Here is a 22,715-nt window from a genome sequence, read left to right as displayed (position 1 = left end):
GTCCTTGCGGCGGCAGCGCCCGCAGGCCGCGGGGGCCGGGGGCCGCGAGGTCATGAGCCGCCCTCCAGGCCGCGGCGGTAGGCCAGCCCGGGTCTCCCGGAATACTCCCGCTCCCCGACCACCGCGAACCCCGTCCGCGCCAGCACCGCCCGCGAGGCGGTGTTGTCGAGCGTGGTCCCCGCCCGCAGGGACCTCAGCCCGTACCGCCCGCCCGCGAGCCCGCACACCTCCCCCACCCCCCACGTCGCCAGGCCCCGCCCGCTCGCCCGCTCCGCGATCCGGTAGCCCAACTCGGCCTCGCCGTCGGCCACATCGACGAGGTTGACCCGCCCCAGCACCTCGCCGCCGTCCCCGACGACGACATGGAAGTAGCACTCCCCGACCTCCTGCTCCGCCAGCCGCGCCCGCAGCATCTCGCCGAAGTACGCGAAGAAGTCGTCCCCCCGGTCGGGGACGGAGGCGGCGAAGTAGGCCCGGTTCTCCACCTCGAAGGCGAGCAGCGCGGCGGCGTGACGAAGGTGGAGCAGCTGGATCTCGGGCATGGCCAGCACTATAGGCACCGGGTCAGCCGCGCCGAGGCGTCTCGCCCTCTGATATCCCGGATGCGCGTGCGTCTCCGGCACTTTTCTCCAACTCCGCATTATCAACGGAGAGTTGACGCCCGTGAGGCTGCGCGTACCGCCGCCGGGCATCGCCGCAGGCGTGACGCCGGGCCCGCTGCCAGGGCAGAATCCGCAGCATGCACACGATCGACTACGTCGCCCACCTGCAGCGGGAGGGCGAACTCCTCGCGGACGCCGCCGCGGAGGCGGGCGAGCACGCACCCGTGCCGACCTGCCCCGGCTGGACGACCGGCGACCTGGTCCGGCACACGAGCACCTTCCACCGCTGGGCGGCCCGCATCGTGGCAGAGCGGCTGCACGGTCCCGTCCCCGAGGATCCGATGCCCGCGGAGCCGGTGGGCGAGGCGCTGCTGCCGTGGTTCCGGGAGGGGCACGGCGAGCTGGTCCGTACGCTGCGGGCGGCCGGTCAGGAGACGGACTGCTGGGTCTTCCTGCCCTCGCCCGCGCCCTCGCCGGTGGCGTTCTGGGCCCGGCGGCAGGCGCACGAGACAGCGGTGCACCGGGTGGACGCCGAGTCGGCACGCGGCGGGGAACTCTCGCCACTGGAGCCGGAGTTCGCCGCCGACGGCATCGACGAGCTGCTGACCGGCTTCCACGCCCGCGCGCGCAGCCGGGTACGCACGGAGCGTCCGCGCGTCCTGCAGGTCCGGCCGACCGACACCGACGCGGCATGGACCGTCCGCCTCACGGCCGACGCGCCCCCGCGTACCGAACGCTCCGTGGACGACGCCCCGGCCGACTGCGAGCTGACCGGCCCGGCGCAGGACCTCTACCTCATGCTGTGGAACCGGCTGCCGCACGACGTGGCAGCGATCACCGGCGACACCGCCCTGGCCGCGCTGTGGCGGGAGACCTCGGCCATCACCTGACACCGGTGCTCAGGACGGCGGCGCCTGCGCCGTGGTGCTCCAGCGCTCCTCCGCCATGTGGATCACTTCGTCGAGGACGTCGCGCGAGCGGATGAAGTCGGTGATCGTCCGGTCGATGCGCTCGCGTTCCTTCGTGAGTTCGTCGACGAGTTCGGGGGTGGCGATCTCGCTCGGGCCGCCGTCGTCGCGCATGCAGGGGAGCAACTGGGCGATCTTCTTGCTGGACAGCCCCGCCGCGTAGAGGGTCTGGACGCGGATGACACGGTCGACCGCCCAGTCCCCGTAGTCGCGCTGCCCGCCGGGGGTGCGCTCCGGGCGCAGGAGCCCCTGGGTCTCGTAGTAGCGCAAGGAACGCTCGCTCACCCCGGTGCGCCTGGCCAGTTCGCCGATCCGCATACCCCACCTCACCTGATGACGACTTGAACCTGACATCAATGTCATGTTCTACCGTCCGGGACATGACGAACACACCCGTTTTCCCGAGCCTCTTCGACGCCACCCGCCTCGGCGGCCTGCTGCTGCCCAACCGCCTGGTGATGGCCCCGATGACCCGCAACCGGGCCGCGGCCGACGGCACCCCAGAACCGGTCATGGCAACCTACTACGCCCAGCGTGCCACCGCCGGGCTGATCATCGCCGAGGCCTCCACCCCGAACGCCGTGGGGCGGACCTACCCCAACATCACCGCGATCCACAGCGCCGGGCACGTCGCCGGATGGCGGCGCGTCACCGACGCCGTGGCAGCCGCGGGCGGCCGGATGTTCCTGCAACTGCAGCACGGCGGGCGGGTCGGGCACCCCGACACCAGCGGCTTCGTCCCGCTCGCGCCGTCACCCGTCCCGCTGCCCGACACGATCCACACGCCCACCGGGCAACAGCCCGCGGTCGTGCCGCTCGCCATGACCACCGCGCAGATCCGCAGCACGGTCGCCGACTTCGCCGCCGCCGCCCGCAACGCCATGGACGCCGGTTTCGCCGGCGTCGAGGTGCACGCCGCCAACGGCTACCTCCTGCACCAGTTCCTGGCCCGCAACACCAACCGGCGCACCGACGCGTACGGGGGTGAGGTCGCGCACCGCGTCCGGTTCGCCGTCGAGGTCGTCCGGGCCGTCGCCGACGCGATCGGCCCCGAGCACGTGGGCGTGCGCGTCTCCCCGGGTGTGACGGTCAACGGCATCGACGAAGGCGACACCGAGCAGATCTACCCCGCCCTCCTCGACGCCCTCGACGGCTGGGACCTGGCCTACCTGCACGTCGTCTTCGCCGACCCCGGCCGGCCCCTCTTCCAGGACATCCGCAAGCGCTGGACCGGCACCCTGATCGCCAACCCCGTCCTGGGCTGGGGCACCCCGCTCCCCCCGGACGGAGGCAAGGCGGCCGCCGAACGCCTGCTCACCGCCGGCGCCGACCTCATCTCCCTCGGCCGCTCCTTCCTCGCCAACCCCGACCTGGTCGAACGCCTTCGCACCGGCGCCCCGATCACCCAGGTGAAGGACCACGGCCTGATGTACACCGGCGGCGCATCCGGCTACACGGACTACCCCACCCTCCCGCCGGCCCCCGAACCGGCCGCGGCCTGAAGCCCGGTGGGGTGCACGCCCGTACCGCGCCCCGGACTCCGCATTCGCGTGCCCGGCTGTCGCCGGTGGCGCCCCGCGGCCGCGACCGCGGTCGCGGGGCGCCACCGGGCGGGGTCAGGTGGTGGGCAGGTGCCAGACCTGGTTGGTCGCGCCCGTGCAGGACCAGATCTGCAGGCGGGTGCCGTTCGCGGAACTCTTGCCCGTCGCGTCAAGGCACTTGCCCGACTGCGGGTTGACCAGGGTGCCTCCCGTGCCGGGCTGCCAGACCTGCGAGCCCGTCCCGTTGCAGTCGTACAACTGCACCTGCGTGCCGTTCGCCGTACCCGCCGCCGACACGTCCATGCACTTGCCGAGCGCCTGGAGGCTTCCGTCGGAGGCCACCGTCCAGGTCTGCGCGGAGGTGCCGTTGCAGTCGTAGAGCTGGACGGCCGCACCGTTCGCGCTGCTCGCACCCGCGACGTCCACACACTTGCCGCCCAGACCCGTGACCGCACCGGAGGTGGCGGACGGCGGCGGGGTGGCGCCGCCGGGGGCGACGTCGGGGTTGTCGGCGTTGGTCAGGGTCTCCCACGCCACGAAGAGGTTGTTCGTGCCCGCGGGGCGCCGCGATTCGGTGAGGGTCTGGGTATTGGTCATCGCGATGCCCATGCGGTTGTGCAGGGCGTTGAAGCCGACCTCGGTGACCGGGCCGAGGCCCAGGTTGAGGCTGCCGCCGCAGAGCCAGGACGGCGGGGTCGCGCCCAGTTCGTACTTCGCCTGGAAGCCGAGCGCCTGCTGGAGGCGCGGGCCGACCTGCGGGTAGAGGTCCTGGCCCTGGATGTACGCGGTCTCGGCGACGTCCGAGATGGACGCGATGCCGTAGCCGGTGTGCGTGAAGTCGCGGCAGGTCTCCTGCGTGAGACCGTCGACGAAGGTGGACTGGCCCTGCCAGTAGCCGATGATCTGCGCCGCTGTGGTGAGCCCGCTGCCCGGCACGGTCTTCGGCAGCGCGCCGTCCGAGCTGAGGTAGACGTACGCCGGGACGCGGTTGAGGTAGCGGGCGATCGCCCGGTCGTAGGAGGAGGCGTCGTCGAGGAAGACGGAGATGCCGACGGCGGCCTCCATCATCGTCAGCTCCCAGTTGCCGTTGCTGTTGGAGCCGTTGATGACCTCGGGCAGGTAGACGGTGCGCAGCATCGTCGCGAAGCGCCCGGCGTTCGGCCAGCCGCCGGTGTACGTGTACTTGATGATCTCGGCGGCGCGCGGCCACACCGACCCGGCCCAGCCGGTCTGCAGCGGGGCGTTGCTGTTGGTGTGCGTCGTGATGGTCGCCGACCAGGCGTCCATCAGCGCGACGGCCTTCTGCGCGTAGGCGGAGTTGCCGCTGATGTACCAGGCGAGCGCGTCGGTGTACGCGGCGATGGCGTCCTCGCGCTCGTCCGTACAGCCGTTGTTGGGGTTGGAGTACGGGCCGCAGTCGACGCTCGCGCGCGGCTTGGGCGTACGCGAGAGGGAGGCGTACGAGCTGGAGATCATCTGGTTGTACGCGGCCGCCCAGGGCGCCGCTCCGGCCTGCACCTTGCCGCGGACGAAGTCGAGTTGGGACCGGCTGACCATGACTCCGGGATGAACGAACGACGTCGGCGCGGCCGCGGCCGCGGGTGCGGCAGCGGCGGCCGGCCGGGCGGCCGCGGGGGCCGATTTCGCCGCGGCCGGGGTGGCGGCGGTCGCGGCGCCGGTACCGGTCACCAAGGCAGCGACCGTTGCGATTGCCGCTCCGAAGGCGACGAGTGCGGGCATTCTACGAAACCGGTTACTTCGCTGCGTGGCGCGTCTCATGAGGACTCCTCGAACGCGAGGGAAGGTGGGGGGATTTCGTCGGTGGTATGGACCATAGGTCATTGACATGAACACCGTCTAGACCTTTGAATCCCCCTACAGGCGCACGTCCCCCCACCGTCGCGCACAGGAAGGCCACCGATGGTCCCCATCCGCACCGCACGACCCCGCACGGCGATACGCCTGCTGGCACTCGTCGCCCTGCTGCTCGCCGCGCTGACCGCGCCGTTCCACCGCGCCCACGCGGCAACGCCGTTCAAGATCCTCGCGTTCTACGACGGCACGTACGACGCGGCGCACATCAGCTTCGTCCACGAGGCGAACTCCTGGTTCCCGCAGCAGGCCGCGGCCAACGGCTTCTCGTACACCGCGACCAACGACTGGAACCAGCTCAACACCGCGAACCTGGCGAACTACCAGGTCGTCATGTTCCTCGACAACTACCCGCACACCGCGGCCCAGCAGAGCGCCTTCCGCGGCTACATGGAGGGCGGCGGCGGCTGGATGGGCTTCCATGTCGCGGCGTACAACGACCAGACGCCCAGCGACTGGTCCTGGTACCACGAGACCTTCCTCGGCACCGGCACCTTCAAGTCCAACAGCTGGGGCCCGACGTCCGAGACGCTGCGCATCGAGGACCCGAACCACGCGGCGACCGCGGGCCTGCCGTCCACGATCACCTCGTCGGTGAGCGAGTGGTACAGCTGGCAGCACGACCTGCGGCAGAACCCGGCCATCGACATCCTCGCGTCGATGGACCAGTCCACCTTCCCGATCGGGACCGACCCCAACCAGACCTGGTACAGCGGCTACTACCCGATCGTGTGGAGCAACCGCAACTACAAGATGATCTACAACAACTTCGGCCACAACGCGATGGACTACGCGACGAACACCACCCTGTCGTCGACCTTCGCGAGCCCCCAGCAGAACCAGCTCCTGCTCCAGGGCCTGCGCTGGCTCGGCGGCGCGTCCGGCCCCGTCACCCCGCCCCCCGGCGGCGGCAGCGGTGCGGTCACGGGCCTGGGCGGCAAGTGTGTGGACGTCGCGGGTGCGAGCAGCGCGAACGGTGCGGCCGTCCAGCTCTACGACTGCAACGGCACGAACGCCCAGTCCTGGACGGTCGGTTCGGACGGCACGCTGCGCGCCCTGGGCAAGTGCATGGATGTCGCGGCGGCGGGTACGGCGAACGGCACGCAGGTGCAGTTGTACGACTGCAACGGGACGGGCTCGCAGGTCTGGCAGCCCGGTACGGGCGGTGCCCTGGTCAATCCGCAGTCGGGCAAGTGCCTTGACGCGACGGGCAAGAGTTCCGCGAACGGCACCCGCCTGCAGATCTGGTCCTGCACGGGCGCGACCAACCAGGTCTGGCACCTGCCCACCACCTGACCCCACCCGGGGAGAAGAGACCGCGCCGCCGCGGAGCATGGGTGCGCATTCGCGGCGGCGCCTTCCCCGGGCCGGACGGACGGGCGTCCGTTTCGTTCAGGACCGGCACGGACGGGCGTCCGTTTCGTACAAGACCGGCCCGCGCCCGCGGGCTAGCGTCGGGGCATGAACGCACCTCACGTGACTCCGCGCCTGGACCTGATCGGGATCGTCGCCTCCGACATGGCGGCCTCCCTGCGCTTCTACCGGCTGCTGGGCATCGACCTGCCCGCGGCCGCCGACGAGGAGGCCCATGTCGAGGTCACCCTCGCGGGCGGCCTGCGGCTGGCCTGGGACAGCGTCGCGACCGTCAGGTCCTTCGATCCCGGGTGGCAGCCGGCCCGCGGCAACCACGTCGCACTCGCCTTCGACTGCGGCACCCCCGCGGGCGTGGACACGCTGTGGGACACCCTGACGGGGGCGGGCTACGAGGGTCACCTCAAGCCGTGGGACGCCTTCTGGGGGCAGCGCTACGCCGTCGTCCACGACCCGGACGGCAACCCGGTCGACCTCTTCGCCGCGGTCTGAGAACGCGCTTGTGCGGGCCCGCCCGCCGCGCCAGGATCGGTCGCATGAGCCGTCCCTACGACGACGAGCGGCTGGCCGGTGCGTACGACGCGGGCAACGGCATGCCGGAGCGGTCCCTGCGGGCCTGGGTGGAGCTGATCGCCTCCTACGCGCCGCGCCCGGCGCCCGCGGTCGTCGAGGTCGGTGCGGGGACGGGCGTGTTCTCCGCCGCGACGGCCCGCTGGATCGAGGGCGCCACCGTGCTGGCCGTGGACCCCTCGGAGGCGATGCTCGCGCAGGCGCGACAGCACCGTGCGCATCCGGCGGTGCGCTACGTGGCGGGGTCGGCGGAAGCGGTGCCCGCCCCGGCGGGCAGCTTCGACCTGGCCCTGCTCTCGCGGGTGATCCACCACCTCCCGGACCGGCCGCGGGCGGTGGGCGAGCTGGCGCGCGTCGTGCGCACCGGCGGACGGGTGGTCGTCCGCACCACCTTCCGCGAGCGCCTGGACTCGGTGGTCTACGACCACTGGCCGCTGCTGCGCGAGGCCGACGAGCGGCGCTTCCCGGGCGAGGCGGAAGTCGTCGCGGACTTCGCCGCCGGTGGGTTCGCCCTGGTGGAGACGGTCTCCTTCGCGCAGCCGGTGACGGCGAGCCTGCGCGAATACCACGACCGGCTGGTCACCCGGCCCCAGTCCAAATTCGGCCACCTGACGGCGGAGGAATTCCGCGCGGGGCTCGCGTCGCTGGCGGACGCGGCCCGCGCCGGTGGGGCGGGGCCGGTCCTCGAACGCTACGACGTGGCCGTGTTCTCGCCCGCGTGACGGCGGGGGCGGGGCCCGGTCAGGGCTGCGCCGGGGGCTGCCACTCGTGGGCGAGGAGGCCGAGGACGACCTCGTCCACGAAGCCGCCCATCACCCAGGCCGCGGAGCGGAGCACACCCTCGCGGACGAAGCCGTTGGTCTCGGCGGCGCGCAGCATCGCGGGGTTGTCGGCGAGGGTCTCGATCTGGAGCCGGTTGAGGCCGCGGACGACAAAGCCGTAGTGGCACAGCACCGCGACCACGTCCTTGCCGTAGCCCTTGCCGCGGGCGGACGGCAGGAGGCTCAGACCGATGTGGGCGTAGCGGCTGTGGTTGTCGATGCCCCACAGGTTGGCGTGGCCGACGAGTGTGCCGCCGGCCAGTTCCACCACGGAGAACGGGACGTTCTTCGGGTCCTGGTCGTCCGTCACGAACCGGGGGTCCTTCGTGCCGGGCGCCGCCGGGCGCCAGGCCTCTCCCTCGGAGCGCGACGCGGTGGCCACGTCGTCGAAGAGCTCGGCCCGCAGGATCGGGATGTCCTCCTCGTGCCGGGCCCGCAGCCCGACCGTACGGCCTCGTAGCATGTGCGCCTTCCTACCCGGCGGGGGCGGCGGGCGGCAACCGGATTAGCTCGCCGAGCGGGACGCCCGCGAGCGCCCGGACCTCGCGGGCCAGATGGGGCTGGTCGGCGTAGCCGGTGTCGGCGGCGACACGGGCGAAGGGGACACCGGCGCGGGCGAGGGCCAGGGCGCGCTGGAGGCGCAGGACGCGGCCGAGGGTGCGCGGCCCGTAGCCGAAGGCGGTCTCGCAGCGGCGGCGCAGCTGGCGTTCCTCGAGGCCGCACGCGGCGGCGACGCCCGCGACGGACCGGCCCGCGGCGAGGGCGGCGGTGATCGCGGCGGGCAGCGGGTCGGCGGGCGCGGCCTCGGCCGTCCGGGCGACGGCCCACGCTTCGAGGGCGGCGACGGGGCCGGCGTCGGCGCGTTCGGCGAGGCGCCGGGCGCGGGCGGCGGGCCAGAGGTCGGCGAGCAGCACCCGGCGGTCGCGCACCTCGGCGGCGGGGGCGCCGAGGAGGGCGGGCGCGGTGCCGGGCGCGAACCGCAGACCGGCGAAGGTGCTGCCGGGGCGGGCGGTGGCGACGTACGCGGCGGTGTCGGGACCGGCGACGAGCAGGGTGCCGTCGTGCCAGATCAGGTCCATGCAGCCGTCGGGCAGCACACGGTAGGGGTCGCCGCCGCCGTCCGTGCGGCTCCACACGGTGACGCCGGGGACCGCGCCCGGCCGCTCGCGATATCCGCCCACGTCACCATGATGCCGCGGCCCGACGGCCGGGGTGCTCAGTGGTTGCGGTGCTCGTCCCACTGCTGGGGCTGCGGCGGGAAGGGCGGTGACGGCGGCGCGGGCGGCAGCCGGGGCGGGGCCGTGGGGCGCGGCGGGGCGAGCGGGCGGGGGCGGCGCGGCGGGTCGAGCGGTTCGGGGCGCTCGGGGCGGGGGCGGCGGGCGCGCAGCCGGGAGCGGAAGTCGGCGTGCGGGAGGACGTCCACCCAGCGCTCGGGGTATTCGGCGGGCGGATCGTCGTCGTCGGCGTCCTCAAGATCCCCGGCCGCGGCGGCCTGCCGGGCGCGCCGGGCGGCGGCGCGGGCGACGACCTCGGCGGCGACGGCCTCCTTGCGGCGGTTGTTCTCCTCGCGGGCGGCGGCGGTGGCCAGCGAGGGCCACACGCGGTCGACGGCGGCGTTGACCGCGGCGCCGACGAGGACGGCGAAGGCGCTCACGCCGATCCACAGCAGGACGGCGATGGGCGCGGCGAGGGAGCCGTAGATGGTGTGGCCCTCGACGGCATGCCCGAGGTAGATCCGCAGGACGAAGCTGCCCAGCATCCACATGAGCAGTGCGACGAGCGCGCCGGGCACGTCCTCGTACCACGGCGACCGGACGGGGACGGACACGTGGTAAAGGGTGGTGAGGAAGGCGACCGAGGCGAGCAGCACGGTGGGCCAGTAGAGGACGTGGACGGTGCCGGTGACGCCGGGGATGAGGTCGTCGACGGCGCCGGGGCCGACGACGACCAGCGGCAGCACGGCCGCGCCGAGCACGAGCGCGACGACGTAGAGGACGAGCGACATCAGCCGGGTCTTGACGATGCCGCGGCGGCCCTCCAGCCCGTACATGATGGTGATGGTGTCGACGAAGACGTTGACCGCCCGGGAGCCGGACCACAGGGCGATGACGAAGCCGATCGAGATCAGGTCCGGGCGGCGGCCGTGGAAGACGTCGTCGACGAGCGGTTTGACCAGGTCGTTGACGCCCTTGTCGGACAGCACCGTCCCGGACGCGCTGAGGATGTTGTGACGTATGTGGTCGATGGTGTCGAGACCGACGACGGTGTCGACGTAGCCGAGCGCGCCGACCAGGCCGAGCAGCAGCGGCGGCAGCGACAGCAGCACGAAGAAGGCCGCCTCGGCCGCGAGGCCGGTGACGCGGTACTCCAGGCACGAGTCGACCGTGTCCTTGAGCAGCAGCCAGCCGACCTTCCGCTTGGAGACGTTGCGGTAGAGCACCCGGGCCCGCCGCCAGCGGCTCGGACGCCGGTGGCTTCTTTCTTCTGCTGCTTGCACCCCCTTACGTTAGCTGGCATGACTGCCGTCACCCACACGGTCACGAACCAGGCCCCGCCCCTGGTCGGCCATGACGTATACAGCACCGACACCGCGCTGACCGAGGCCGTCGCCCGCCATGCGGACCCGGCCCTGCTCGCGGAGGTCACCGAGGAACTCGTCCGGCTCGGCGAGGCCGCCGGTTCCGCCCAGGCGCAGCGGTGGGGCGAGGAGGCAAACACCTACTCCCCCGTGCTGCGCACCCACGACCGCTACGGCAACCGCGTCGACGAGGTCGACTTCCACCCGTCCTGGCACCGGCTGCTCGGGCACGCGATCACCGCGGGCCTGACCGACGCCTGGTCGCGGCCCGCCGGGCACCTGCGGCGGGCGGCCGGCTTCCTGGTGTGGTCGCAGGTCGAGGCCGGGCACGGCTGCCCGGTGTCGATGACGCACGCCGCGGTGCCCGCGCTGCGTACCGACCCGGCGCTGGCGGCGGAGTGGGAGCCGCGGCTCGGCTCGCACTCCTACGACCCGCGGCTGGTGGCGCCCGGCGAGAAGCCGGGGGCGCTGTTCGGGATGGGCATGACCGAGAAGCAGGGCGGCTCGGACGTGCGTGCCAACACCACCCGGGCGGTGCCGCTCGCCGAGCCGGGGACGTACGCGCTGACCGGGCACAAGTGGTTCTGCTCGGCCCCGATGTCGGACGGCTTCCTGGTGCTGGCCCAGGCATCCTCTTCCGACAGGGGCGGGCTCACGTGCTTCCTGCTGCCGCGCGTGCTGCCGGACGGGACGCGGAACGTCTTCGCGATCCAGCGGCTCAAGGACAAGCTGGGCAACCGCTCCAACGCCTCCGCGGAGGTCGAGTTCCGCGACTCCTGGGCCCGCCGGGTCGGCGAGGAGGGCCGCGGGGTCGCCACGATCATCGGGATGGTCGCCGCGACCCGGCTGGACTGCGCGCTCGGCTCGGCGGCGCTGATGCGGCAGGCCGTCGCGCAGGCCGTGCACCACGCGACCCACCGGGAGGCCTTCGGCGGGCCGCTGATCGGCAAGCCGCTGATGCGCAACGTGCTGGCCGACATGGCGCTGGAGTCGGAGGCCGCGACCGCCGCGGTCATGCGGCTCGCGGCGGCGTACGACACGGACACCGAGCAGGAGCGGGCCCTGCGGCGGCTCGGGGTGGCCGTGACCAAGTTCTGGGTGACCAAGCGCTGCCCGGCGGTCGCGGCCGAGGCGCTGGAGTGCCTGGGCGGCAACGGCTACGTGGAGGAGTCCGGGATGCCGCGGATCTTCCGGGAGTCGCCGCTCAACTCGGTGTGGGAGGGCTCGGGCAACGTCCAGGCGCTGGACGTGCTGCGGGTGCTGGGGCGCGAGCCGCTGGCCGTGGAGGCGTTCCTGACCGAGGTGGGGCGGGCGCGGGGCGCCGACCACCGGCTGGACGCGGCGGTGAAGGACCTGCTGACGGAGCTGGGCGACCTGGAGGGCGTGGAGGCGCGCGCCCGCCGGGTCGTGGAGCGGATGGCGCTCGTCCTCCAGGGCTCGCTGCTGGTCCGGTACGCCCCGGCCGCGGTGGCCGACGCCTTCTGCGCGTCCCGGCTGGGCGGCGAGTGGGGCTCGACCTTCGGCACCCTGCCCTCGGGCCTGGACCTCGGGCCGCTGCTGGAGCGGGCGGCGCCGGTGGCGGGCTGAGCGGGGCTGCCGCGCGGGAAGGTACGGCTACGGCGCCGGTACGGCCGCGGGTCCGCCGCGGTGGCTGCGGTGCGCCGTGGCCGGGCCGAGGACGCCGAGCAGGGCGAGGGCGTCCACGCCGGGCGAGCCCGGCGGCGGTGTGAAGACCAGCAGCCGCTGGTCCTGCGACGGCGTGAGCAGCACCTCGTAGTCGAAGGCGATCGGCCCGACCTCGGGGTGCAGCACCCGCATCCGGCTGCGCTGCTTCACCGCGACCTCGTGCGCGTCCCACAGCCCGCGGAATTCCCCGCTGGCCTCCCGCAGCCGGGCGACCAGGGCAGCCGCCGTGGCGTCGTTCCCGCGGCGCGCGACGGCCGCGCGCAGGTCGGCGACCATCTCCCGGCTGTGCGGGGCGTGCTCCTCGGGCGGGAAGCCCGCGCGCACGGCGGGGTCGGTGAACCACCGCCAGGGGATGTTGCGCTCCCCCTCGGCGACCGTGCACACGCAGCCGAACAGCGCCTCGGCCAGCGCGTTCATCGCCAGCAGGTCCCCGAGGTCGCCGACGAGCTGCGCCGGGGTCTGCGTCATGTGGTCCAGCAGGTAGCGCAGGCTGGGGCGTACGTGGAGTCCCGCGGACTGCCGCAGCGGCGGCGGGTGGCCCGCGAGCAGGTACAGGTGGTCGCGCTCGTCCGTGGTCAGGCGCAGCCCGCGGGCCAGCGAGGCGAGGATCTGCGTCGAGGGCTGCGGGCCGCGGGCCTGTTCGAGCCGCATCACGTAATCCGCGGACATGCCCGCGAGCTGGGCGACCTCCTCGCGGCGCAGCCCGGGGGTGCGGCGGTGCCGCCCGACCGGCAGGTCGGCCTCCTCCGGGCGCAGCCGGTGGCGTGACCGGCGCAGGAAGTCGGCGAGTTGCTCGCGGTCCATCTGCATGCCCCCATCATGCAACGGGGCGGGGCGGGTGCGGCCGGGTGTCCCTAGGACGGCCCGTCCTAGGCGAAGCGCTCCGATTTTCCCCGTGGAGCGGCGGCGGCACGGTGGGGGCATGACACAGACCCAGATCACGAACCTCCAGGACATGCTGCGCAACCGCCCCGCCCTGGACCCGGACCTGACCCTCGCCGAGCAGCGGGAGTTCTTCGAGCAGATCACGTCGACCGCCGTGCTGCCGGCCGGCACCGCCACCACCGAGGGCCGGCTCGGCGGGGTGCCGGTCGTGCACACCACCCACCCGGAGACCGGGAGCGGCCCGGACACCCCGGTCGTGCTGTACCTGCACGGCGGCGGCTTCGTCGTCGGCTCGGCCCGCTCGGGCACCGCGCTCACCGCGGGCCTGGCCTCCCGGGTACGCGGCCGCGGGGTCTCGGTGGACTACCGGCTCGCGCCCGAGCACCCCTTCCCCGCCGCGGTGGAGGACACCCTCGCCGTCTACCGGGCTCTGCTGGACGAGGGCACGGCGCCCTCGCGGGTGGCCTTCGCGGGCGACTCGGCGGGCGGCGGCCTCGCGCTCCAGGCGCTGGTCGCCGCGCGGGAGGCCGGGCTGCCGCTGCCCGCGGGCACGGTGGTCTTCTCCCCCTGGTACGACCTGACGCTCTCCGGGGCCTCGATCACCTCGCGGGCCGGCGACGACCCGATCCTGACCGCGCACATGCTGCGCCGCTACGCCGCCGACTACCAGGGCGGGGCGTCCGGTGTGCCGGCGCTCGACGACCTGCGGGGGCTGCCGCCGCTGCTGGTGCAGGCCGGCTCGCACGAGATCGTGCTGGACGACGCGGTGGCCCTGGCCGCCCGCGCGGCGGCCGACGACGTGCCGGTCGGGCTGGAGATCACCCCCGGGGCGACGCACGTCTTCCAGCGCTTCGCCGGCTCCGGACTGCTCGACGAGGCCGACGCGGCGCTGGATTCCGCGGGCGCCTTCCTGCGCCGCGCCCTCTCCCCGGTGCTCGCCGCGGCGGCGTGACGGGGGCGGCGTGACGGCGACGGCGGGTCCGGCGGTCGTATACGAAGGACGACCGGCGTACGCGGCCGGGGCCCGCGCGCGGGCCCCGGCCCTGCGGGACGGAAGGTCCCCGGCCGGGGGTGGCGCCGCGCCGACTCGGCACCACCCCCGAAGGTGACGCGGCGTCACTGTCCGTCGGTAAGCGCTCTCGGCGCAACCGTTGCACACCGTTGCACCAAACCCCGGCGGCCCGGGGCCGTACCCGGGCACCATGGGCAGCGGGAGCTGCGGGGGCACCCCGGCGGGACGGAGGCGGCGTGGCAGACCGGCCGATCGGCTACGGGCGGCTCGACGGGTCGGACCTGACGAGGTCGCCGCACCTGCTCGCCTCGGTGCGGGCGGCCACGCTCGCCGGGGACACCCCGCCCGAGGCGCCCCGCGCGGTGATCGGGGCGTCCTGGGCACGGACGCTGGGCCACGGGGTGGATCCGGACGTCGGGCGGCACAACGGGCTGCTGGCCGCGGAGGAGATCGAGCACCGCCGGCACGGCAGCCCGCTCGGCGAGGTGCTGCCGGTGCTGGCCGACGGCCTGGTCTCGGTCGCGGACGCTGCCTGGCACATCATGGTCGTCACCGACGCCGAGGGCCGGGTGCTGTGGCGCGACGGCAGCGTCGCGGTGCGCCGCAGCGCCGACCGGCTGGGCTTCGCCGAGGGCGCGTCCTGGTCGGAGGACGTCGTCGGCACCAACGCGATCGGCACCGCGCTCGTCACCCGCAAGCCGCTCCAGGTGCATTCCGCCGAGCACTTCGTACGCACCCACCACGGCTGGACGTGCGCGGCCGCCCCGCTGCACGACCCGCGCGACGGGCGGCTGCTGGGCGTGGTGGACGTGAGCGGGCCCGCCTCGACCGTGCACCCGGCGACGCTGTCGCTGGTCTCGGCGGTCGCCCGGGTCGCCGAGGGCGAGCTGCGGGCGCGGCACTGGGCGGCGGTGGAGCGGCTGCGGTCGGTCGCGGCGCCGCTGCTCGCCGGGATCGGCGGCCGGGCGGTGGTCGTGGACCGCAACGGCTGGACGGCGGCGGCGACCGGGATCGCGCCGGCCGAGCGGATCGCGCTGCCGGCGGCGGTGGCCGCGGGGCAGGTGTGGCTGCCGGCGCTGGGGCTGTGCGGGATCGAGCCGCTGCCGGGCGGCTGGCTGGTGCGGGTCGGCGAGGGCGAGCCGGCGCCCGCGGGCGGCCGGGTGGTGGTGGACGTGAGCGGTCCGGCGTCCTGGACGGTGACGGTGGCCGGCCCGGCGGGCCGCTGGGCGCTGCCGCTCAGTCCCCGGCATGCGGAGCTGCTGTACGTCCTGGCGGTGCACCGGGCGGGGCGGACGGCGGCGGAGCTGGCGGGCGACCTGTTCGGCGACCCGACCCGTACGGTCACGGTGCGGGTGGAGATGTCCCGGCTGCGGCGCACGCTCGCGGGGGTGCTGGCGCACCGCCCGTACCGCTTCGCGGAGGAGGTGGAGGTCGAGCTGCTGGGCCCGCGCCGGGCCGCCGACCTGCTGCCGCACTCGGTGGCGCCCGCGGTGCTGGCCGGCCGCGCCCCGCGCGGCTGAGCCCCGGTCGCACCCGGTAGCCTCTCCCGCGCTTCCCACCTGCGCGTCGTCCGCGCTTCCCGGGCCCTCGCGGGGACGTGACGTGCGCCATAGTTTGCCGCATAGTGAGATGATGACGTCCACATGGTGGATAACGGTGGACTCCCCCGAGACGTGCGTGCCACGCTTCCGTCATGTCTCGCACTGGAATCGCCTTGGTAGGTCGGCCGCACGTCGACTTCTGCCGCGTTTCCAGCGCCATCTGTCCGGCGGGCTGACCGCACAGCTGCACCGCTCCGCCATCCCCGCCGTCGTGGATGCACGGGAGTTCCCCTGTGTCCGCGGCCGTCGTACCACCGCTCTGCGTTTCCCCAGGCCACAGGGTACTTCCGCGCCGTCAACGACCGTATTCGAGCCTGTCAGAAGGACGCATCGCCATGGCATCCAGCCCCGCCGACACCCCGCAGCCGCCCGCCGGGACGCCCAGGACACCCGCCGCGTCGCGCCGCAAGTCGACGCGGCACCGCGGTGAAGGCCAGTGGGCCAAGGGCCACTTCACTCCGCTCAACGGCAACGAGCAGACGAAGAAGGACGATGACGGTCTCAACGTGCGGACGCGCATTGAGACGATCTACGCCAAGGCCGGCTTCGACGCGATCGACGGCGCGGACCTGCGCGGACGCATGCGCTGGTACGGCCTCTACACGCAGCGCCGCCCCGGGATCGACGGCGGGCGCACCGCGATCCTGGAGCCCGAGGAGCTGGACGACCGCTACTTCATGATGCGGGTCCGCATCGACGGCGGCCGGCTGACGGTGGCCCAGCTGCGCGTCATCGGCGAGATCTCGCAGGAGTTCGCGCGCGGCACCGCCGACATCACCGACCGGCAGAACGTGCAGTACCACTGGATCCGCATCGAGGACGTGCCGGAGATCTGGCGCCGGCTGGAAGCGGTGGGGCTGTCCACGACCGAGGCGTGCGGCGACACCCCGCGCACCATCCTGGGCTCCCCGGTCGCGGGGATCGCCGAGGACGAGATCATCGACGGCACCCCGGCGATCGAGGCGATCAAGACCCGCTACATCGGCAGCAAGGAATTCTCCAACCTGCCGCGGAAGTTCAAGACCGCGATCTCCGGCTCGCCGCAGCTCGACGTGGTGCACGAGATCAACGACATCTCCTTCGTCGGTGTCGAGCACCCCGAGCACGGTCCGGGCTTCGACCTGTGGGTCGGCGGCGCGCTGTCCACCAACCCGCGGCTGGGCGAGCGGCTCGGCGCGTGGGTGCCGCTGGACGAGGTGCCCGACGTGTGGGCCGGGGTGGTCGGCATCTTCCGCGACTACGGCTACCGCCGGCTGCGCTCCCGCGCCCGGCTGAAGTTCCTGCTGGCCGACTGGGGCACCGAGAAGTTCCGCCAGGTGCTGGAGGAGGAGTACCTGGGGCGCCCGCTGCTCGACGGCCCCGCGCCGGAGACCCCCAAGGGGGTCTGGCGCGACCACATCGGGGTGCACCGGCAGAAGGACGGCCGCTTCTACGTGGGCTTCGCCCCGCGCGTCGGCCGGGTCGACGGCGCCACCCTCACCAAGATCGCCGAGCTGGCCCAGGGCCACGGCTCGGACCAGGTGCGCACCACGACCGACCAGAAGATGATCGTCCTGGACGTCGCCGAGGACCAGGTCGACTCGCTCGTCTCGGGCCTGGAGTCGCTGGACCTCCAGGTGCGCCCGTCGCCCTTCCGGCGCGGCACCCTGGCGTGCACCGGTATCGAGTTCTGCAAGCTGGCCATCGTCGAGACCAAGGCGCGCGGCGCCTCGCTCATCGACGAACTGGAGCGCCGCCTGCCGGACTTCGACGAGCCGGTCAACATCAACATCAACGGCTGCCCCAACTCCTGCGCCCGTATCCAGACCGCCGACATCGGTCTGAAGGGCCAGCTGGTCACCGGCCCCGACGGCGAGCAGACCGAGGGCTTCCAGGTGCACCTGGGCGGCAGCCTCGGCCTGACCGCGGGCTTCGGCCGCAAGGTGCGCGGCCTGAAGGTCACCGCCGCCGAACTGCCCGACTACGTCGAGCGGGTGCTCACGCGCTTCCGGGCCGAGCGCACCGACGGCGAGCGGTTCGCCCAGTGGGCGGCGCGCGCCTCCGAGGAGGCGCTGTCGTGAGCGAGCGTGCCGCCCCGTTCTACTGCCCCTACTGCGGCGACGAGGATCTGCGCCCCTCCGAGGAGGGCGGGCACGGCGCCTGGGAATGCCGGGCATGCTCCCGTGCATTCAAGCTGTCGTTCCTCGGGCTGCTGGCCAGGAGGCCGGCCGCCGATTCCCCGCAGGGAGGCGCTTCGTGACCACCGCTTCTTCGTACCCGGCCGACCAGTTGCAGCAGCTCGCCGAGCAGGCCGGCCGCGACCTGGAGGACGCGTCCGCGCTCGACGTGCTGCGCTGGGCGGCCGACACCTTCGGCCCGCGCCTGTGCGTGACGTCGTCGATGGAGGACGCCGTCGTGGCGCACCTCGCCTCGCGCGCGCTGCCCGGCATCGACGTGGTCTTCCTCGACACCGGCTACCACTTCGAGGAGACCATCGGGACGCGCGACGCCGTCGCGGCGGTCATGGACGTCAACGTCATCACCGTCACGCCCGAGCAGACCGTCGCCGAGCAGGACGCGCAGTACGGCCCGAAGCTGCACGACCGCGACCCCGACAAGTGCTGCGCGCTGCGCAAGGTCGCCCCGCTGGAGCGGTCGCTGGCCGGCTACGACGCGTGGGCGACCGGCCTGCGCCGGGACGAGTCGCCGACCCGGGCGAACACCCCGGTCGTCAGCTGGGACACCAAGCGGCAGAAGGTCAAGATCGCCCCGATCGCCCGCTGGACGCAAGAGGACGTCGAGGCCTACGTGGCCGAGCACGGGGTGCTCACCAACCCGCTGCTGACGGACGGCTACGCCTCCGTGGGCTGCGCGCCCTGCACCCGCCGGGTACTGGAGGGCGAGGACGCAAGGGCCGGACGCTGGGCGGCGTTCGGCAAGACCGAGTGCGGGATACACCAGTGACGGCCACTTCGCAGGAGGCTTCGATGAACGCGGGCGCCACCGTCTGGCTCACCGGCCTGCCGAGCGCCGGCAAGACCACGATCGCCCGCGCGCTCGCGGCGCGGCTGGCGGCCGACGGCCACCGGACCGAGGTGCTCGACGGCGACGAGATCCGCGAGTTCCTCTCCGCGGGCCTGGGGTTCAGCCGCGAGGACCGGCACACCAACGTGCAGCGGATCGGCTTCGTCGCCGAACTGCTCGCCTCGCACGGGGTGCTGGTGCTCGTACCGGTCATCGCGCCGTACGCCGACAGCCGCGAGGCGGTACGCAAGCGGCACCAGGCGCAGGGCACCGGTTTCGTGGAGGTGCACGTGGCCACGCCGGTCGACGTGTGCGCGGTGCGCGACGTGAAGGGCCTCTACGCCCGGCAGGCCGCGGGCGAACTGACCGGGCTGACCGGGGTGGACGACCCCTACGAGGTGCCGGAGACCCCCGACCTGCGGATCGAGACGCACGGCAGCACCGTCGAAGAGTCCGCCGCAGCGGTGCACGCGCTGCTCTCCGAGAGGGGTCTGACGACATGAGCACCATCGCGACGCACACCGAGCAGCGGGACAGCCCGTACGCGCTGACCCACCTGGACGCGCTGGAGTCCGAGGCCGTCCACATCATCCGCGAGGTCGCGGGCGAGTTCGAGCGGCCGGTGATCCTCTTCTCCGGCGGCAAGGACTCGATCGTCATGCTGCACCTGGCGCTCAAGGCGTTCACGCCCGCGCCGGTGCCGTTCTCGCTGCTGCACGTCGACACCGGGCACAACTTCCCGGAGGTGCTGGACCTGCGCGACCGCACGGTCGCCGAGCACGGCCTTCGGCTGTACGTGGCCAAGGTGCAGGACTACATCGACGACGGGCGGCTGCGCGAGCGCCCCGACGGGCTGCGCAACCCGCTCCAGACCGTGCCGCTGACCGAGGCCATCTCCGGGCACCGCTTCGACGCGGTCTTCGGCGGCGGGCGGCGCGACGAGGAGAAGGCCCGTGCCAAGGAGCGGGTGTTCTCGCTGCGCGACGAATTCTCCCAGTGGGATCCGCGCCGCCAGCGCCCCGAGCTGTGGCAGCTCTACAACGGCCGGCACGCGCCGGGCGAGCACGTGCGCGTCTTCCCGCTGTCCAACTGGACCGAGCTGGACGTGTGGCAGTACATCGCGCGGGAGAAGATCGAGCTGCCCTCGATCTACTTCGCGCACGACCGCGAGGTCTTCCGGCGCAACGGGATGTGGCTGACCGCCGGCGAGTGGGGCGGTCCGAAAGCGGCCGAGCCGGTCGAGACCAGGACGGTGCGCTACCGCACGGTCGGCGACATGTCCTGCACCGGCGCGGTCGACTCGGACGCGACCACGCTGGACGCGGTGATCACCGAGATCGCCGCCTCCCGGCTGACCGAACGGGGTGCCACCCGCGCCGACGACAAGATGTCGGAGGCGGCCATGGAGGACCGCAAGCGCGAGGGGTACTTCTAGACATGAGCGTCTCCACCAGCCCGCTGACCGCCGAGGAGCTGTCGGCGACCACGCTGCTGCGGTTCGCCACCGCCGGATCCGTCGACGACGGCAAGTCCACCCTGGTCGGGCGGCTGCTGCACGACTCCAAGTCGGTGCTCAGCGACCAGCTCGAAGCCGTCGAGCGGGCCTCGCAGGTCCGCGGCCAGGAGGCCCCCGACCTGGCGCTGCTCACCGACGGCCTGCGGGCCGAGCGCGAGCAGGGCATCACCATCGACGTGGCCTACCGCTACTTCGCGACCGCGCGCCGCCGGTTCATCCTGGCCGACACGCCGGGCCATGTGCAGTACACCCGCAACATGGTCACCGGCGCGTCGACCGCGGAGCTCGCGGTGGTGCTCGTCGACGCGCGCAACGGCGTGGTGGAGCAGACCCGCAGGCACGCCGCCGTGGCCGCGCTGCTGCGGGTGCCGCACGTGGTGCTCGCGGTCAACAAGATGGACCTGGTGGACTTCGCGGAGCCGGTCTTCGCCGCCATCGCCGAGGAGTTCACGTCGTACGCCGCCTCGCTCGGGGTGCCGGAGATCACCGCGATCCCGATCTCCGCGCTGGCCGGCGACAACGTCGTGGAGCCGTCCGCGAACATGGACTGGTACGGCGGCCCGACGGTGCTGGAGCACCTGGAGACCGTGCCCGTCAGCCACGACCTGACGGACTGCCCGGCGCGCTTCCCGGTGCAGTACGTGATCCGGCCGCAGTCCGCCGAGCACCCGGACTACCGCGGCTACGCGGGCCAGATCGCGTCCGGCATGCTGCGGGTCGGCGACCCGGTGACGGTGCTGCCCTCGGGGCGTACGACGACGGTCTCCGGCATCGACGCGCTGGGCGTGAGCGTGGACACCGCGTGGGCGCCGCAGTCGGTGACCGTACGGCTCGCCGACGACATCGACGTCTCGCGCGGCGACATGATCGCGCCCACCGCCTGCGCGCCCGCCGTCACCCAGGACATCCGGGCGACGGTGTGCCATCTGCACGAGCGCCCGCTGCGGATCGGCGAGCGGGTGCTGCTCAAGCACGGGACGCGGACGGTCAAGGCGGTCGTCAAGGCCATCCCCTACCGGATCGACCTGTCGCACGGGCTCGCCCACGAGAACACCCCGGCGGCGCTGGAGGTCAACGACATCGGCGCGGTGCTGCTGCGCACCGCCGAACCGCTGCCCGTCGACGCCTATGCGGAGGCCCGGCTCACCGGCGCCTTCCTGCTGATCGACCCCGCGGACGGGACGACGCTGACCGCCGGCATGGCGGGCGAGGCGTTCGCGGAGCCCCCGGCGGCCGCGGCGGCGGCCGACGACGAGGGCTGGGACTTCTGATCATGGCTCAGGAAGCCTTTTCCGGATTCGCGAAGGAGGGCGGGCGCGTCGGCAGCGGCTCGCTCGGCTCGGGTACGGGCGGGGTCGCGCGATGTGCGGGCTGACCCGCACGACGGCGGTCCACGGCATGTCCGTGGCCGCCGGCGCACGCCCCATGCGCGCTCCGCGCGCCCCGATGCACCACTTCCGAAGACCTGACGAGCTTCCGGCCGCGCCCTAGCGCGCGACACGCCGGGCCCGACGAGAGGACACACCCGTGTCTGCGCACCTCCGACCCGCGTCCCGCCCCACCGCCCGCCGCCACAGACTCATCGCCGTGGCCGCCGCCCTCCCGCTGTTCCTCGGCTCGCTGGCCGCCTGCGGCTACGGCTCCGACAAGAAGTCGGACGACGACAGCTCCGCCCCGGCCGCCGCGGCGTCCGGCAGCAGCACCCCCGCCGCCAAGCTCTCCGCCGACGAGGTGAAGATCGGCTACTTCCCGAACCTGACGCACGCCACCGCGCTGGTCGGGCTGAAGGAAGGCTTCTTCCAGCAGGAGCTGGGCGACACCAAGATCAAGGAAGCCACCTTCAACGCGGGTCCCGCCGAGATCGAGGCGCTGAACGCCGGGTCCATCGACATCGGCTGGATCGGCCCCTCCCCCTCGATCAACGGCTACACCAAGTCCGACGGCAAGAACCTGAAGATCATCTCCGGGTCGGCGTCCGGCGGCGTCAAGCTGGTGGTCAACCCCAAGAAGATCAAGACGCTCGCGGACGTCAAGGGCAAGAAGATCGCCACCCCGCAGCTCGGCAACACCCAGGACGTGGCGCTGCTGAACTGGATATCCACGCAGGGCTGGAAGGTCGACGCGCAGTCCGGCAAGGGCGACGTGTCGGTGGTGCGCACCGACAACAAGATCACCCCGGACGCGTACAAGAACGGCTCCATCGACGGTGCGTGGGTGCCGGAACCCACCGCGTCGAAGCTCGTGAGCGAGGGTGCCAAGGTGCTGCTCGACGAGAGCACGCTGTGGCCGAACAAGCTGTTCGTGATCACCAACGTGATCGTGTCGCAGAAGTTCCTGGCCGCGCACCCGGACGTGGTGGAGGCCGTGCTGCGCGGCTCGGTGAAGACCAACGCGTGGATCAAGGGCAACTCCGACAAGGCCAAGGCGGACGCCAACGCCGAGCTGGAGCGGCTGACGCAGAAGGCGCTGCCGGCGGACATCCTCGACCCGGCGTGGGCCTCGCTGCAGGTGACCGACGACCCGCTGGCCTCGACCGCCAAGTCCGAGGCCGACCACGCGGTGGCCGCGGGCCTGCTGGACAAGCCGAAGCTGGACGGCATCTACGACCTCACGCTGCTCAACAAGGTGCTGAAGGCCGCGGGACAGCCCGCGGTGAGCGCCGCCGGACTCGGCAGCGAGTGACGGGCCG

At 73.2% G+C, this 22,715-nt stretch carries 23 protein-coding genes and 1 pseudogene; 16 read left to right on the top strand and 8 right to left on the bottom strand.

Annotated elements, in window-relative coordinates:
* Nucleotides 1-50: 50 nt before the first annotated feature.
* Entirely contained in the window at nt 51-542 is a 492-nt protein-coding gene (locus ACH4SL_RS05025; protein ID WP_398442014.1) for a GNAT family N-acetyltransferase, read from the bottom strand.
* Nucleotides 543-739: 197 nt separating this feature from the next.
* Between ACH4SL_RS05025 and ACH4SL_RS05020 the strand changes: the two genes are divergently transcribed.
* On the top strand, nt 740-1,492 hold the full coding sequence (locus ACH4SL_RS05020) for a maleylpyruvate isomerase family mycothiol-dependent enzyme (RefSeq protein WP_398442013.1): 753 nt from the start codon (nt 740-742) through the stop codon (nt 1,490-1,492).
* 9 nt (nt 1,493-1,501) lie between these two features.
* Here the strand turns inward: ACH4SL_RS05020 and ACH4SL_RS05015 are convergent, their stop codons facing one another.
* Complete coding sequence (locus ACH4SL_RS05015) at nt 1,502-1,888, bottom strand: MerR family transcriptional regulator (protein WP_398442012.1); 387 nt, start codon at nt 1,886-1,888, stop codon at nt 1,502-1,504.
* Between the two features lie 62 nt (nt 1,889-1,950).
* Here ACH4SL_RS05015 and ACH4SL_RS05010 point away from each other — a divergent pair, with 62 nt between their 5' ends.
* Nucleotides 1,951-3,072, top strand: coding sequence for an alkene reductase (locus tag ACH4SL_RS05010; protein WP_398442011.1), 1,122 nt, complete (start codon nt 1,951-1,953; stop codon nt 3,070-3,072).
* A gap of 114 nt (nt 3,073-3,186) precedes the next feature.
* Here ACH4SL_RS05010 and ACH4SL_RS05005 read toward each other — a convergent pair whose 3' ends face one another.
* Both ACH4SL_RS05005 and ACH4SL_RS05000 read right to left on the bottom strand, forming a co-directional pair.
* Nucleotides 3,187-3,633, bottom strand: a complete 447-nt coding sequence (locus tag ACH4SL_RS05005; protein ID WP_398442675.1) for a ricin-type beta-trefoil lectin domain protein — start codon at nt 3,631-3,633, stop codon at nt 3,187-3,189.
* Nucleotides 3,610-4,851 (bottom strand): annotated as a pseudogene (locus ACH4SL_RS05000) (alginate lyase family protein); the annotation flags it as partial. The pseudogene ACH4SL_RS05000 and the gene ACH4SL_RS05005, both read right to left, overlap by 24 nt.
* A 180-nt stretch (nt 4,852-5,031) precedes the next feature.
* On the opposite strand from ACH4SL_RS05000, the gene ACH4SL_RS04995 reads away from it, so the two are divergent.
* The 3 genes from ACH4SL_RS04995 to ACH4SL_RS04985 all read left to right on the top strand — a co-directional run bounded on the left by ACH4SL_RS04995 (nt 5,032) and on the right by ACH4SL_RS04985 (nt 7,646).
* Nucleotides 5,032-6,279 (top strand): ThuA domain-containing protein, encoded by a 1,248-nt coding sequence (locus ACH4SL_RS04995; protein ID WP_398442010.1) that lies wholly within the window; start codon nt 5,032-5,034, stop codon nt 6,277-6,279.
* Nucleotides 6,280-6,459: 180 nt separating this feature from the next.
* Nucleotides 6,460-6,846 carry a VOC family protein gene (locus tag ACH4SL_RS04990; RefSeq protein ID WP_398442674.1) on the top strand — a complete coding sequence of 129 codons (387 nt, stop codon included), beginning with the start codon at nt 6,460-6,462 and terminating at the stop codon, nt 6,844-6,846.
* Between the two features lie 44 nt (nt 6,847-6,890).
* Nucleotides 6,891-7,646: a class I SAM-dependent methyltransferase gene (locus ACH4SL_RS04985; protein ID WP_398442009.1), complete on the top strand. Its 756-nt coding sequence runs from the start codon at nt 6,891-6,893 to the stop codon at nt 7,644-7,646.
* A 19-nt stretch (nt 7,647-7,665) separates the two neighbouring features.
* Here the strand turns inward: ACH4SL_RS04985 and ACH4SL_RS04980 are convergent, their stop codons facing one another.
* From ACH4SL_RS04980 to ACH4SL_RS04970, 3 genes are read right to left on the bottom strand one after another with little or no spacing between them, the layout of a single operon-like run.
* On the bottom strand, nt 7,666-8,208 hold the full coding sequence (locus ACH4SL_RS04980; protein ID WP_398442008.1) for a GNAT family N-acetyltransferase: 543 nt from the start codon (nt 8,206-8,208) through the stop codon (nt 7,666-7,668).
* A gap of 10 nt (nt 8,209-8,218) precedes the next feature.
* Nucleotides 8,219-8,926: a helix-turn-helix domain-containing protein gene (locus ACH4SL_RS04975; RefSeq protein ID WP_398442007.1), complete on the bottom strand. Its 708-nt coding sequence runs from the start codon at nt 8,924-8,926 to the stop codon at nt 8,219-8,221.
* Between the two features lie 35 nt (nt 8,927-8,961).
* The gene (locus ACH4SL_RS04970) at nt 8,962-10,242 is read right to left on the bottom strand and encodes a YihY/virulence factor BrkB family protein (protein WP_398442006.1); all 1,281 of its coding nucleotides are present in this window, start codon (nt 10,240-10,242) and stop codon (nt 8,962-8,964) included.
* Nucleotides 10,243-10,260: 18 nt separating this feature from the next.
* On the opposite strand from ACH4SL_RS04970, the gene ACH4SL_RS04965 reads away from it, so the two are divergent.
* Nucleotides 10,261-11,910 carry an acyl-CoA dehydrogenase family protein gene (locus ACH4SL_RS04965; RefSeq protein WP_398442005.1) on the top strand — a complete coding sequence of 550 codons (1,650 nt, stop codon included), beginning with the start codon at nt 10,261-10,263 and terminating at the stop codon, nt 11,908-11,910.
* A gap of 27 nt (nt 11,911-11,937) precedes the next feature.
* Here the strand turns inward: ACH4SL_RS04965 and ACH4SL_RS04960 are convergent, their stop codons facing one another.
* Nucleotides 11,938-12,819, bottom strand: coding sequence for a helix-turn-helix transcriptional regulator (locus ACH4SL_RS04960; RefSeq protein ID WP_398442004.1), 882 nt, complete (start codon nt 12,817-12,819; stop codon nt 11,938-11,940).
* A gap of 112 nt (nt 12,820-12,931) precedes the next feature.
* Here ACH4SL_RS04960 and ACH4SL_RS04955 point away from each other — a divergent pair, with 112 nt between their 5' ends.
* The 10 genes from ACH4SL_RS04955 to ACH4SL_RS04910 all read left to right on the top strand — a co-directional run bounded on the left by ACH4SL_RS04955 (nt 12,932) and on the right by ACH4SL_RS04910 (nt 22,708).
* Nucleotides 12,932-13,846, top strand: coding sequence for an alpha/beta hydrolase (locus ACH4SL_RS04955; RefSeq protein WP_398442003.1), 915 nt, complete (start codon nt 12,932-12,934; stop codon nt 13,844-13,846).
* Between the two features lie 296 nt (nt 13,847-14,142).
* Nucleotides 14,143-15,426, top strand: a complete 1,284-nt coding sequence (locus ACH4SL_RS04950) for a GAF domain-containing protein (RefSeq protein ID WP_398442002.1) — start codon at nt 14,143-14,145, stop codon at nt 15,424-15,426.
* Between the two features lie 173 nt (nt 15,427-15,599).
* The gene (locus tag ACH4SL_RS04945; RefSeq protein WP_322899662.1) at nt 15,600-15,683 is read left to right on the top strand and encodes a putative leader peptide; all 84 of its coding nucleotides are present in this window, start codon (nt 15,600-15,602) and stop codon (nt 15,681-15,683) included.
* A gap of 159 nt (nt 15,684-15,842) precedes the next feature.
* Complete coding sequence (locus ACH4SL_RS04940; RefSeq protein ID WP_398442001.1) at nt 15,843-17,567, top strand: nitrite/sulfite reductase; 1,725 nt, start codon at nt 15,843-15,845, stop codon at nt 17,565-17,567.
* Nucleotides 17,564-17,746, top strand: coding sequence for a hypothetical protein (locus ACH4SL_RS04935; RefSeq protein WP_398178299.1), 183 nt, complete (start codon nt 17,564-17,566; stop codon nt 17,744-17,746). The genes ACH4SL_RS04940 and ACH4SL_RS04935 overlap by 4 nt, the downstream gene beginning before the upstream one ends.
* Entirely contained in the window at nt 17,743-18,450 is a 708-nt protein-coding gene (locus tag ACH4SL_RS04930; protein ID WP_398442000.1) for a phosphoadenylyl-sulfate reductase, read from the top strand. Before ACH4SL_RS04935 ends, ACH4SL_RS04930 begins: the two co-directional genes overlap by 4 nt.
* A gap of 23 nt (nt 18,451-18,473) precedes the next feature.
* Nucleotides 18,474-19,013, top strand: coding sequence for an adenylyl-sulfate kinase (gene cysC / locus ACH4SL_RS04925; protein WP_398441999.1), 540 nt, complete (start codon nt 18,474-18,476; stop codon nt 19,011-19,013).
* On the top strand, nt 19,010-19,945 hold the full coding sequence (cysD, locus tag ACH4SL_RS04920; RefSeq protein ID WP_398441998.1) for a sulfate adenylyltransferase subunit CysD: 936 nt from the start codon (nt 19,010-19,012) through the stop codon (nt 19,943-19,945). Before cysC ends, cysD begins: the two co-directional genes overlap by 4 nt.
* 2 nt (nt 19,946-19,947) lie before the next feature.
* Nucleotides 19,948-21,297 (top strand): sulfate adenylyltransferase subunit 1, encoded by a 1,350-nt coding sequence (locus ACH4SL_RS04915; RefSeq protein ID WP_398441997.1) that lies wholly within the window; start codon nt 19,948-19,950, stop codon nt 21,295-21,297.
* A 256-nt stretch (nt 21,298-21,553) separates the two neighbouring features.
* Nucleotides 21,554-22,708 (top strand): aliphatic sulfonate ABC transporter substrate-binding protein, encoded by a 1,155-nt coding sequence (locus tag ACH4SL_RS04910; protein WP_398441996.1) that lies wholly within the window; start codon nt 21,554-21,556, stop codon nt 22,706-22,708.
* Nucleotides 22,709-22,715: the final 7 nt, after the last annotated feature.

It is taken from the genome of Streptomyces sp. NPDC021020 (genome assembly GCF_044333285.1).
Lineage (GTDB): Bacteria > Actinomycetota > Actinomycetes > Streptomycetales > Streptomycetaceae > Actinacidiphila.
Note: the sequence above shows the minus strand (reverse complement) of the source record. Positions and strands in the feature narration are given on the sequence as shown.